Annotated in this window: 9 protein-coding genes; 3 read left to right on the top strand and 6 right to left on the bottom strand. The window is 70.0% G+C overall.

The window, feature by feature from the left end:
• Nucleotides 1–153: 153 nt before the first annotated feature.
• The 5 genes from AB1460_RS16575 to AB1460_RS16595 form a co-directional block, all read right to left on the bottom strand.
• Entirely contained in the window at nt 154–477 is a 324-nt protein-coding gene (locus AB1460_RS16575) for a Rieske (2Fe-2S) protein (RefSeq protein ID WP_018635268.1), read from the bottom strand.
• A gap of 53 nt (nt 478–530) precedes the next feature.
• The gene (locus AB1460_RS16580; RefSeq protein WP_368962300.1) at nt 531–1,313 is read right to left on the bottom strand and encodes an SDR family oxidoreductase; all 783 of its coding nucleotides are present in this window, start codon (nt 1,311–1,313) and stop codon (nt 531–533) included.
• Entirely contained in the window at nt 1,310–2,584 is a 1,275-nt protein-coding gene (locus AB1460_RS16585) for an amidohydrolase family protein (RefSeq protein ID WP_368962301.1), read from the bottom strand. Before AB1460_RS16585 ends, AB1460_RS16580 begins: the two co-directional genes overlap by 4 nt.
• Before the next feature lie 62 nt (nt 2,585–2,646).
• A complete protein-coding gene (locus AB1460_RS16590) occupies nt 2,647–5,622 on the bottom strand; it encodes an ABC transporter permease subunit (protein WP_368962303.1) in 2,976 nt (991 codons plus the stop codon).
• Nucleotides 5,623–5,674: 52 nt separating this feature from the next.
• The gene (locus AB1460_RS16595; RefSeq protein ID WP_368962305.1) at nt 5,675–6,883 is read right to left on the bottom strand and encodes an ABC transporter substrate-binding protein; all 1,209 of its coding nucleotides are present in this window, start codon (nt 6,881–6,883) and stop codon (nt 5,675–5,677) included.
• Nucleotides 6,884–7,639: 756 nt separating this feature from the next.
• On the opposite strand from AB1460_RS16595, the gene AB1460_RS16600 reads away from it, so the two are divergent.
• Nucleotides 7,640–8,716 carry a dihydrodipicolinate reductase gene (locus tag AB1460_RS16600; protein WP_368962307.1) on the top strand — a complete coding sequence of 359 codons (1,077 nt, stop codon included), beginning with the start codon at nt 7,640–7,642 and terminating at the stop codon, nt 8,714–8,716.
• 207 nt (nt 8,717–8,923) lie between these two features.
• Here the strand turns inward: AB1460_RS16600 and AB1460_RS16605 are convergent, their stop codons facing one another.
• A complete protein-coding gene (locus AB1460_RS16605; protein ID WP_368962309.1) occupies nt 8,924–9,754 on the bottom strand; it encodes an SDR family oxidoreductase in 831 nt (276 codons plus the stop codon).
• Between the two features lie 355 nt (nt 9,755–10,109).
• Here AB1460_RS16605 and AB1460_RS16610 point away from each other — a divergent pair, with 355 nt between their 5' ends.
• Together AB1460_RS16610 and AB1460_RS16615 are read left to right on the top strand one after the other, a co-directional pair.
• Complete coding sequence (locus AB1460_RS16610) at nt 10,110–11,042, top strand: enoyl-CoA hydratase (protein WP_368962311.1); 933 nt, start codon at nt 10,110–10,112, stop codon at nt 11,040–11,042.
• A gap of 4 nt (nt 11,043–11,046) precedes the next feature.
• Entirely contained in the window at nt 11,047–12,048 is a 1,002-nt protein-coding gene (locus tag AB1460_RS16615) for a sucrase ferredoxin (RefSeq protein WP_368962313.1), read from the top strand.
• The last annotated feature ends 7 nt before the right edge of the window (nt 12,049–12,055 follow it).

Raw genomic sequence — 12,055 nt, forward strand, 5'->3', positions numbered from 1 at the left:
TATATGGCTGGAAGAAGCAGTAGAGTTGGGTAGAGAGCAGGGAGGAGGGGTAGGGGGAGAGGGGGTACGCCGGAGTACAGCAGAAGGCGGGCTGTGTGGCGGGGGAACCTGGCCCCGTCACACAGCCCGCCTCGGGAACTGCTGCTCCGCCGGTCAGATCCTGATCTGGACCACCTCGTCCTCCACCCGGACCGGGAACACCATCAGGTCCTGGTTGAACCCGTCCGACGACGACGGGCGCACACACGCGCCGGTACGGACGTCGTACCGGCTCGCGTGCGTCGGGCAGACGATGTAGCAGCCCTCGTCCAGCGCCCGACCGCCCAGCTTGCTGCCCTGGTGGGGGCAGAGGTTCTGGAAGGCGTAGTACTCGCCCTCCACGTTCGCCACCGCCACCGGGAACCCGTCGACCTCGACGGTCACCGTCTCGCCCGGGCCGATCCAGTCGACCGGCAGGGCGTCGTAGAAATCAGCCACTGCTTCTCCGTGTGCCCCGAGCGCGAAGCCGCTGGCCCCGCGACCGATGCCTTCTAGTAGCTACGGGCGCGGACGACGTCGAGCTTCTGGCCGCGCGGCCGGGTCACGATGAACACGTGCACGTCGGCCACGCTCTCGACGGTCTGGCCGCCGTGCTTGCCCATCACCCGCTGGACGGTTCCCTCGGCCTGCAGCCGCGGCCACACCAGGTGGGTGTGTTCCCCGTTGTCCTTCCAGTCGGTCGAGCCGCCGCCCTCGCCGAGCGCGACCCCCTGGATCAGGGTGGTGACCCGGATCTCCTCCTTCTCGAACTCCAGGCTCAGTGCCTGGCCGAGCGCCTCGAGGCCCGCCTTGGTCATCCGGTAGACGGCCTCGTAGGGAAAGATCTCGATGGTCACCTCGGACGAGGTGTTGATGATGTCGCCGCCGCCGGCCGCCCGCAGCAGCGGAATCGCGGCCCGGCAGGTGTAGGTCGGGCCCAGCAGGTTGGTCCGTACCTGGGCGAGGATGTCCTGGTCGGCGAGGGACTCGAACGGGCACGGGCGGTGCAGCCCGGCGTTGTTGATGAGGATGTCGAGCCTGCCGAACTGCGCCCCGATGGCCTCGAAGGCGCTGCGCACGCTGTCCGGGTCGCCGACGTCGGTGGTCAGGCCGACGGTGTCCGAACCGAGCTCGTCCACGAGCGCCTTCAGGCGGTCCGCGCCGCGGGCCAGCAGCACCGTGGTCGCGCCTTCGGCCGCGAAGCGGCGGGCGATGGCGAGCCCCGACCCGCTGGTCGCCCCGGTGACGGCGACGATCTTCCCGGCGAGCTGCCCGCCGCTGGCCGTGCTGGTCATGTCAGTACTCCGATCCCCGCCGCCTCGTTGCGGCGGCGCCACTCGTCCTTGGACATACGCGTGGTGTCGACGTTCGCCAGCCGCGCCCGCTCCCGCAGCGCACCGACGGTGGCCTGCTCCCGCGGGATCTGGGTGAACGGGTCGAACCCGAAGAACCGACAGGCGTTCTGCCAGGTGATCTTGTGGGTCTCCTCCTCGGTGACCCCGGCCGCGACCAGTTCGTCCCAGAGCAGTTCCGGTGACTCCGGCCAGGTCGTGTCCGTGTGCGGGTAGTCGGACTCCCAGGCGATGATGTCGATCCCGATGTCGTGCCGGGCCTTCAGACCGGACGGATCGGAGATGAAGCAGCCGAGCACGTGCTCACGGAAGATCTCCGAGGGCAGCTTCCCGCCGAAGTCGTTGTGCAGCCACACCTGGTTCTTCACGTGGCGGTCGACCCGCTCCAGGTAGAACGGGATCCACCCGATCCCGGCCTCGGAGAACGCGATCCGCAGGCCCGGGAACTTCTGGAACACGTGCCCGAACAGCAGGTCCTGCGCGACCAGCGTCATGATCTGGGTCGACAGGATGATGGAGTGGTCCGGCGGCGCCTCCGGCGGAAGCTTCAGCAGGCTCATGCCGCCGCCGATGTGCAGGCAGAGGACGGTGCCCGCCTCGACGACAGCGGCGAGCATCGGATCCCAGTAGCCGGACATCAGACTGGGGTACCCCTGCGCGTGCGGGGCCTCCAGGAAGCTGACGGCCCGGCAGCCCTTCGACGCGAGGCGGCGCACCTCGGCGGTGGCCAGCTCGACATCCCACATCGGCAGCATCCCGATCGGGATGAAACGCCCCGGCGCCCCGGCACACCACTCGTCGATGTGCCAGTCGTTGTACGCCTGGAGCATGATGACGGACAGCTTCTTGTCCGGTGCCTCGGCGAACGTCCGGGCGTTGTAGCCGGCCATGCTCGGGAAGCACATCGACGCGAGGACGCCGTTGGCGTTCATGTCGTCGACGCGGGCCGCGAGGTCGAAGCAGCCCGGCCGCAGCTCGGTGTAGGTGCCCGGGTCGCGGCCCCACTCCTCGGCCGGCCAGCCGACCGTCGCGGCCATGCCGAACGGCGTGGAGGTGGCGGCGCCCTGGAAGACCCACTGGTCGATTCCCTGGTCGTTGCGAATGACCTTGGGGGCGAGATCGCGGTACTTGGCGGGGACGTGCCTGACGTACATGTCCGGTGGTTCGATCGAATGGTCATCGATGCTGACGAGGATCATGTCCTCTTTCTTCATCGTTTCTCGACCCTTCTCTGTGCTCGTCCTGGATGCTCGCCCTAGATTTAGACCAAGTTTAATTACTTGGCGCGGTCCCCGCCGAGCGTCGCGACATCCGGGATCTCGGGTTCGGTGAGGCCCGGACGCCAGTCCTCGGCCTCCACCTCGGCCTCCACCTCGACCGGGTCGCTGTCACTCGGGTCGTCGCCGTCAGCGTTGCGGTCGGCAGTGCTGCTGTCGGCGGGCTCGCTGTCGGCCGGGTCGTTCTCCGCCTCACGCTCCTCACCGAGGTAGGCGGCGATGACCCGCGGGTCGGTGCGGATCTCCGCCGGCGTGCCGGTGGCGATGACGGCACCGAAGTCCATGACCACCAGGCGGTCGCAGACCCGGTTCAGCATCGGCACGTCGTGCTCGACCAGCAGGATGCCGATGCCCCACTCGTCCACCAGGCGGCGCAGCAGGTCGGAGAGCTCCTGCGTCTCGGACTCGTTGAGGCCGGCGGCCGGCTCGTCCAGGAGCAGGATCGACGGCTCGGTCGCGATCGCGCGGGCGATGGCGACCTGGCGGCGCCGGCCGTAGGACAGCTCGGACGGGATGCGGTCGAGCTCGTCCACCAGCTCGAACATCTCGATGGCGGACCGGGCGGCAGGGGTCAGCTGGGTGCGCCGCGGGTGCACGATGTCGGTGAGGTAGGCGGCCGAATCACGGGGGTCAGCCGCGGTACGCAGGTTCTCCAACACTGTGAGCTGGTCGAACAGCTCCAGCGACTGGAAGGTCCGGCCGATGCCCAGGCGGGCGCGGCGCCGCGCGTTCAGCGGGTCGATCCGGGTGCCGTCCAGCTCGATCGCGCCGCCCTGCACGCGGCAGAACCCGGTCACCGCGTCGATGAACGTGGTCTTGCCGGCGCCGTTGGGGCCCATGAGGCCGACGACCTCGCCGGGCCTGACCTCCAGGGACACTCCGCGCAGCGCGTGGACACCGCCGAACCGCACGGCGGCGTCCTGTACCCGCAGCGTCTTCGGCGCCACCCGGTGCGGGGTCGCGGGCGGAGCGGTGCGGGCCGCCGCGGCCCTCTCCGCCGCCGCGGCTGTCGTTGCCGCTGTCGTTGCCGTCTCGGTGGCGTCCGCCGTCTCGGCCGAGGTCCCGGCTTCGGCCGCGTCTGCCGTCAGCGTCGCCGTGCCGCGGCCGGACCGGGAGAAGCGGGCTACGAGTGCCGCGGGCGGACGCAGCGTGACCGCGCGGGCCACGAGTCCGTTCGGGAACTGGATCAGGGTCGGGGCGAGGAACGCGGCCAGCGCCAGGGTGACGTACTGGCTGATCTCACTGCTCGGAAAGATCTCACCGAAGATCTTCGGGGTGAGGCCGCCGGCGGTGCTCGCGCCGGCCAGCACGCCGCCGATCAGGAAGCCGACACCGCTGATGACGGTGTTGATGACCACGGCGATCGAGTTGAAGACGTTGAACTGGTTGAAGTCGACGTAGGCCGACTTGAACGCCAGCAGGACACCGCCGAGGCCGGCGATGGCCGCGGAGATCGCGAAGGAGTAGAGCTTCGCGCCGTAGACGCTGATGCCGAGGGACGCGGCGGCCCGTTCGTTGCCCCGGACCGCGACCAGCCGCCGGCCGGAGCGGCCGCGCCTGATGTTGGCGGCCACCAGAGCGGCCACGAGCAGGGCCACCAGGCAGACCATGGCGTAGCGCTTCGGATGGCTCACCGGGTCGACGCTCCACCCGAACAGCGTGGGTGGGTCGACGACCGTCCCGGACAGGCCGCCGGTCAGCGGGACGCTCTGGAAGAGCACCGCCTGCAGCGAGTAGGCGAGGCCGAACGTGGCGATGGCCAGGTGGATACCCCTGGTCCGCAGGGCTGGCAGGCCCACCAGGATTCCGACGGGCACCGCCGCGAGGACGCCGATGACCAGAACGAGAAGGAAGGGCAGGCCGTGCACGGCGGCCAGCCGGGAGGCCACGTAGCCGCCCCAGCCGGCGAAGGCGAACTGCGCCAGCGACAACTGGCCGCCGTAGCCGGTGACGACCACCAGCGACACGCAGATGACCGCCCCGATGATCGTGGTGGTGAAGGCGTCGGTCCAGTTGTCCGGGGTCGTGACGACCACGAGCGTCGCCACCGCGACCACGGCGGTGAGAACGGCGGGCCGCAGCGCGCCGGTGCCGATCTCGGGCAGCAGTTCGTTCACGTGGCTGCGCAGTGGCAGGCCTCGGCCGCGGACGACCAGGACCAGCACCACGACCAGGAACGGGACGGCCTCGCCCCAGCCCGCCGCGTCGACGTAGTTGGTGATCTCGGACTGGGTGACGCCGATGACCAGCGACGCGCCGAGAGCGATCGGGAACGACGCGAAGTTGGCCACCACACAGGTGGCCAGTGCCGGGATGATGAGCATGATCAGCGTGTTGATGTCCAGCCCGGAGATCGGGACGATCAGAATGCCCGCCGCGCCGGCGAGCACCGCGCCGACGGTCCAGTTGACAGCGGCGATCATGTCCGGCGAATGGCCGGTGAGCTGGGCGGTGCGTTCGTTCTCGGCGACGGCCGAGGTGACCGCGCCGAACGTGCTGTACCGGTAGATGGCCCACAGGACCGCCGAGACCACCACGGCGATGCCGAGCAGGATGAGCCGGTCGGCACCCACCGCCGGCCCACCGAACGGGTGGACCGTGTCGGTCGGCAGGAACGACGGCACCAGCCGGATCTCGCTGCCGAAGATGATGCGGCCGACCTGCTGCAGGGCGACCATCACGCCGAGGGTCGCGATGACCCTGGTCAGGGGAGGCGCGTTCCGCAGCGGCCTCATGATCAGCAGATGCATCAGGGTGCCCATGGCGCCGGCGATGATCAGCGCCAGGAGGATCGATGGCACGGTCGGGAGACCCGCCTCGATGTGCAGCTCGTAGAAGGCCAGCGCACCCGCCGCGGCGAACGCGCCATGCGCGAAGTTGACGACACCGGAGCCTCGGTAGACGAGGAGCAGACCCTGGCCCGCGAGAGCATAGATCGCCCCCAGACCGAGCCCGAGTAACGCGTATCGGATCATTGTTCTGCGTCCCGTTTACTGTTCTCGTGGGGGGCGGTCATGGCGTGGCGATTCATGGCCTGGTGAAGATGGGGATGTAGCCGTCGCTGGTCTGCTCGACCTTGCCGTCCCGGACGATGCCCTCGATGATCTGGCTGTTGAAGAGGCGGGGCATGCGGGGGAGGTCGGTGAAGGGCTTGGTGGTGCTGAAGCCCTCGGGGAGCAGGCCGAAGACGTTGAAGTCGGTGAGGTTGCTGAAGGCCCTGAGGACGCTCTCGCGGGTGATGTCGCCGTCGATGGTGCGGGCGACCTGCGCGAAGGCCCAGGTGCCGAGCCAGCCCTGCAGGCTGATCTGGTCGATCTTCTTGCCGGGCTGGTACCTGGCCATCTCCTCACGGAAACGGACGACGCCGGGCTGGTCACCGCCCGCGAGCGGGAGTCCGGAGGCGACGAGCACGCCGTTGGCCTTGTCACCGAGGGCCTCGAGGGTCTCGGGGAGCAGGACGGAGCTGCTGGCGCCGAGTTTCTGGTCGTAGTCGCCGGCCTGGGTGGTGGTGAGCCAGGCGGCGAAGTGGGTGGGCATCATCGCGAGGGCGACGGCGTCACCGTCCGCGCCGCGGGTGACGGCGGGGGTGAGGTCGGTGGCGGTGACGTCGATCGGGATGCCGCCCTTGATGGTCAGCCCGCGGCCCTTCTGCAGGGCGGCCGTGTTGAACTGCACGGCGGCAGCCGCCTGCGCGACGTTCGTGTAGGCCACCTGGATGTCGGTGGCACCCGCGTCGGCGAGGACGGTGGAGACGGCAGCGCCTTCGGAGCCGGACAGCGGGAACGAGTTCGGCGAGTTCAGGACGGACTGGCTCTGCGGCGGCGGGCCGATGTTGGGGACGCCGGCCTCGTTCAGGATGGTGTTCGTCTGCTCCTGGTAGGCCTGGAAGTCGCCGACCTCGGCGATGACGTCGCGGTCGGCGACGATGTCGCGGGCGCACTGGACGGCCTTGGCCGGGCTGTCGGTGTCACCGCCGTCGCAGACCTCGACCTTGAGCGGGCGGCCGTTGATGCCGCCGGAGGCGTTGACGGCCGCGGCGGCGGCCTGGGCGCCCTCGTAGGACTCGGTGTGCGGGGTGACGCTGTTCAGGGTGGTGATCACCTCGACGGTGATCGGTGCGCCGGTGAGGCCGGCGGTGTCGGTGCTGCCGGAGTCGCTGTCGCCGCCACAGGCGACGAGGGCGGCGGATAGCAGGCCGGCGGCGGCGGTAACCGCGAGGGCCTTGCGGATTATCACGTGGTGTCCCTTCCCGGATGTGGTCACTGCGCGTGGGCCGGGCCGCGGGGTCCGGTGGAGTACAGGTCGCGCGGTGGGGGTGCGTATCGCGGGTGGCCCGGCCCGGCCCGGGGCAGGGCGGCACGGGGTGTTTCCGCGTCGGGTGTGTAATGATCGCTTTCGGGGTTTCCCGTTGGATGGCAGTGCGTGTTCCGGGCTGGTCGGGCCCTGCGGCTGGCCGTGGGGGGTTTGTCCCTTTCCGCCCACCCGCAGCCAGAGTTTAAACTGAGTCAAATTTAGCGGGGTCTACTTTTTAACAGGTGCCGGCAGGTCACACAACCCTGCGGCGGGGGTGGTCGGCGGCGTGCGGGCCGGTGGAACAGGCTGCGGGGGACGCGGTGTGGCGGGCTGGTGATGGTCGGTGGTCGCGGGGGTTGTGGAGCCGTGGGAGAGGTGGCGATCGAGCTGTTTCAGCCTCTTGCATAGTTAGACTCGGTATAACTATGGTGTGCGGGCAGGGTCGGGTCGGACCCCTGCCATCCAGACCGGTTTCCATACACACTGCGGAAGGGATGCGAGCGGGGGTGGCGGGCCCCCGGCCGCAGACCGTCCGTCCGCCTGCCTGCTGCCGGGCCTGGCCTGGCCCGGCCACGCTTACAGCCGGCCACGCCCCATCTGCCACAGCCCTGGACCCGGCCACAGTCAGCCACAGCCACAGCCCGTGAGCCCCAGCATCGGCACCGGCCGTCGGTCCGGGTGCCACCGATGGAGGAGATCGTGACCTATCGCGTCATCCAGTGGACGACCGGCACCGTGGCCAAGGAGGCGGTCACCGGCATCCTGGGCCATCCTGACCTGGAACTGGCGGGTGCCTGGGTGCACTCCGAGGAGAAGGACGGCCGCGACGTCGGCGAGATCTTCGGCTTAGCCCCGCTGGGCCTGACCGCGACCCGTGACCAGGACGCGCTGCTCGCCCAGCCAGCTGACTGCGTCGTTTTCACCGTCGGACGTACCTGGGTGAACAACCCGATGGAGACGTTCGGGGACCTGCTGCGGATCCTGCGGTCCGGCAAGAACGTCGTCAGTCTGTGGTGGCCGACCCTGGTCTACCCCCGGGCGCAGGACGACGAGCTCTACAAGCAGCTCGAGCAGGCCTGCACCGACGGTGGCTCGTCCTTCTGCACGATCGGCATGGACCCCGGCTACGGCACGGCGGCACTCGCCCTGTCGGCGCTCGCGCTGGCCCGTGAGGTGCGCAGTGTCCACATGACCCAGATCATGAACAACGCCTTCTGGGAGGGCCCCGGCATCACGATGTTCTTCGGCTTCGGCCAGAACGACGTCGCGAAGATGCCGATCCTCGCCCCCGGGGTCACCACGAGCTACCACGCGACGACCATCGCGATGCTGGCCGAGGCGATCGGCGTGACGATCGACGAGATCGTCGAGGACCACACCATCCTGCACTCCGACGAGGCGTTCGACGTCGCGTCGGGACACATCCCCGCCGGGACGATCTGCGGGCTGCGCTACCGGGTCAAGGGCATCTCCGGTGGCGAGGCCCGGGTTGTCGTCGAGCACGTGGAACGGCTGCGGGAGACGGACTTCCCCGAGGTGGAGTTCGCCGGCGACGGCTACCGGGCGCAGGTCGACGGGCTGCCCGGCGTCCGGCTGGACATGAAGCTCTCCGCGCCCGAGGGCTATACCGGTGACCCGATCGCGGTCGCCTCGGCGATGAGCGTCGTCAACGCGATCCCCCGGGTCTGCGACGCGCCGCCGGGAGTGCTGTCGTTGCTGGACCTCGCGCCCTTCCCCTCGAAGAACCCCTACACCGGCGGGTTCGAGTCGGCCTGACCGCCGGTCGACGACCGCTGATCACGTCAGCCTGATCCGGATCCGGACCCGGGGAAGCGGGTGGCCGCGTTCCTGACGGAGCCCCGGTGCCGACATCACCGCCGTCGGCACCGGGGCTCCGTTCGTGCGCGCTGGATCCGCCCGTACTGGACCCGCCCGCGCGGCGCCCACGAGGGCGGGACCCGCGCGGGCGGGGCGAGGCGCGGGTCAGACCGAGTTCTGGGTCATCAGGAACTCGATCACCGGCTTGCCGGCCTCCCACGAGCCGCCGATCGAGGAGCCGACGTGGCCCGAGTCGACCAGCAGGCTCACGCCGCTGATCCCGCTCGCCGCGTCACTGTTCAGGAAGGCCATCACGTTCCCCATCTGCTCCGGCGTCAGCGGGGGCACGTCGCCCGCCGCCTTCCGGTACTGCTCGTCGAAGCCGCCCCAGGAGTTGGCGCGGGCGAGCGGAGTGTCGGTCGGGCCCGGGCAGATCGCGTTGATGCGGATGCCCCGGGCCAGCAGCGGGTAGGACTCGCGGGCGACGTAGGCGTTGATCGCCTGCTTGCTGAACATGTAGCTGTTGGTTCCTTCGTGGGCGCTGACCCACGTGTCGGCCGAGTCGAAGTCCGGCGTGGCGAGGAACTCGACGAGCGTCGGGAGATGGTTCTGCCAGCCGAGCCCGGCCACCGAGGAGATGAAGCAGATCGCCGATCCGGCGCCCAGCCTGCCTTCGGCGAGCAGCCGCTCCAGCAGGTGGCGGTGACCGATGACGTTCACCCTCATCACGGCGGGCCCGCCGGCGATCCCGGCGGCCGAGAACACCGCGTCCACCGGCCCGGAGATCTCGTCGATGGCCGCGTCGAGCCTGGCGCGGTCCGCCAGATCCGTGACAATCATCTGTGCGACCGGGTAGTCGGCGGGTGCGATGTCCATGACCACGACCTCGGCGCCCAGGGCGGCGACCGCCCTGGCCGCGGCCGCGCCCATGCCGGTGGCGCCTCCGACCACGAGCGCCCGCTTCCCGTCGTACCGAAAAGCCTGCGAGTCAGTCATGCTCCGTAGCCTCCACGTCCGCCCGTCCAGTCTGGTCCGGGTCTGGTCTGGTCAATCTGACCGGTGGTATTGGGAAGATTTGCCGGCCGGCCCGAATCATCATCAGGGAACCGTGCCGCAAACGCAGCGGGACCGACCGCGTCGGCACCCGCTGCCAAAGCGCGAGCGCCTCGGCCGGCCGCGGGTCGGAAAGGCCAGCCCGGCAGGTGGGGACGCCCTGTCCGCTGCTGCCCCACTGCGACCGGGTTGACAGTACATGTACTTCAACCTAGTGTAAATACTGACGGTAAGAGCCCAGGTAGGGGGCCCCATCCCCGAAACCAGTGGGCACGCCCACCAGGACAGAAGGGCACCCATGAGCGATTCGCGGTACCAATACCTCACGTACGAGTCGCTGGACGACGGGGCGATAGTGCGGATCATGCTGAACCGCCCCGAGACTCGTAATGCGCAGAGCCGCGGTCTGCTGGTGGAGCTGGGGCAGGCCTTCCTTCGGGCCGAAGAGGACGACAACGTCCGGGTGGTCATTCTCGGTGGCCATGGTCCGATGTTCTCGACCGGTCACGACATGGGTTCGAAGCAGGGCCGGGCGGACATGACCCCCGGCCCTGGCCAGCACCCCTCCGCCAAGGTCAACGGCGGCACCCGGCAGGGTGCCGAGAAGCTGATGCTCCAGGAATGGCACCACTTCTTCGAGAGCACCCGGCGCTGGCGCAACCTCCGCAAGGTCACCGTCGCGGCCGTGCACGGCGAGGTCTACGCGGCCGGCCTCATGCTGATGTGGGCCTGTGATCTCATTGTCGCGGCCGAGGGAACCACCTTCGCGGACATGGTCGGAACCCGGCTCGGCATGTGCGGCCTCGAATACTTTGCGCATCCGTGGGAATTCGGTCCGCGCCGGGCCAAGGAACTCCTTCTGACCGGTGACTCGATCGACGCGGAGGAGGCCTGGCGCCTCGGAATGGTCTCCAAGATCTTCCCGGCCGAGGAGCTGCACGACTCGGCCCTCGCGTTCGCCCGGAGAATCGCTTCTGTTCCCACCATGGCCGCCCTCCTGATCAAGGAGTCGGTCAACCAGAGTGTGGACCAGATGGGTTTCTACAACGCGTTGAACGCATGTTTCACGCTGCATGAGCTGAACCACGCGCACTGGGCCTGGGTGCACCAGGGTGGAATGCCCATGGGCACGGCGGGCGACGACGGGATCGCCGACTGGCGCACGGCCCCACCGATCGCCCCGGCCCTGCGGAACCACGTCGCGGCCCCCGCGCCCGATCCGGTCGGCTGACGCGATGGAGCCGACAGCGGGGGAGCCGACAACGGGGATCGAGACGTCCGGGGCCGGTCTTCCGGCCGGAGTCGATCCCGAAGCGAAGATCAGATGTGCCGACTGGTCGCGGGCCGTGGCGATGTCCCCGGCCGGCACCGCCGGCACCTACGCGGGTTTCCTCCTCGTCGAGATCCCGCTCCCGTGGCCGCGTGACGCCGGCGAGACCGACGAGGCGGCGCTGCTGGAACCGCTCATCGGCCCCGCGGGCTACCGGCTGCAGGCCGTCGTGCCCGCGGACACGGGCGCCCCGGTCGGGGAGCGGCGGGTGATCCTGCACGCGCGGGAGCCCGGTGCGGCGGCGTTCGCGGGCTACCGCCGGTTCGAGAGCGCCGTCGGTGCCTCGCTGCGCGACACGGTGGCCGCCCTCGTCGCGGCGGCTGCCGACCCGGGCCCGTCGAGCCTGGCGGTGCCGGGGGTCGACGTCCTGGTGTGCGGGCACGGCCGCCGGGACGCCTGCTGCGGCCGGCTGGGAGCGGGCCTTGCCGTCCGGCTGGCCGCCGGCACGCCGGGCCCGGGCGTGAACCTGTGGCGGACCAGCCATCTCGGTGGTCACCGCTTCGCCCCGGTCGCGCTCGTCCTGCCGGAGGGCACCGGCTGGGCCTTCGCCGACCCGGACCTCATCGACCGGGTGATCCGGCGCGACGGCGACATCGGCACGGTCGCCGACCACTACCGCGGCTGCTCGGGGCTCGCCGGCACCCAGGTGCAGGCACTGGAGAGCGAGGTCCTGCGCCGGGTCGGCTGGGGCCTGCTGGACGCGGCCCGGCACGGCTCGGTCGACGGGGACCGCGCCGAGCTGTCCTGGGAGACCGGTGCGGAGGCTGTGACCTGGTCGGGGACCGTCCGCCCCGGGCGCACCGTCGCGATGCCCGACTGCATGAGCCCGCCCGCGTCGGCCGCCAGGACCCAGACCGAATGGGCGGTTTCCGCCGTCGCCCGCCATGAGCACACGCGCGTCACCTGACTGGAGG

The sequence above is a fragment of the Parafrankia sp. FMc2 genome (genome assembly GCF_041008525.1).
Lineage (GTDB): Bacteria > Actinomycetota > Actinomycetes > Frankiales > Frankiaceae > Parafrankia.

What these genes read in the sequence shown, in the direction of transcription:
- AB1460_RS16610 (WP_368962311.1), top strand. Translation starts at nt 10,110, where the DNA reads ATGAGCGATTCGCGGTACCAATACCTCACGTACGAGTCGCTGGACGAC.
- AB1460_RS16585 (WP_368962301.1), bottom strand. Translation starts at nt 2,584, where the DNA reads ATGAAGAAAGAGGACATGATCCTCGTCAGCATCGATGACCATTCGATC.
- AB1460_RS16605 (WP_368962309.1), bottom strand. Translation starts at nt 9,754, where the DNA reads ATGACTGACTCGCAGGCTTTTCGGTACGACGGGAAGCGGGCGCTCGTG.
- AB1460_RS16590 (WP_368962303.1), bottom strand. Translation starts at nt 5,622, where the DNA reads ATGATCCGATACGCGTTACTCGGGCTCGGTCTGGGGGCGATCTATGCT.
- AB1460_RS16580 (WP_368962300.1), bottom strand. Translation starts at nt 1,313, where the DNA reads ATGACCAGCACGGCCAGCGGCGGGCAGCTCGCCGGGAAGATCGTCGCC.
- AB1460_RS16615 (WP_368962313.1), top strand. Translation starts at nt 11,047, where the DNA reads ATGGAGCCGACAGCGGGGGAGCCGACAACGGGGATCGAGACGTCCGGG.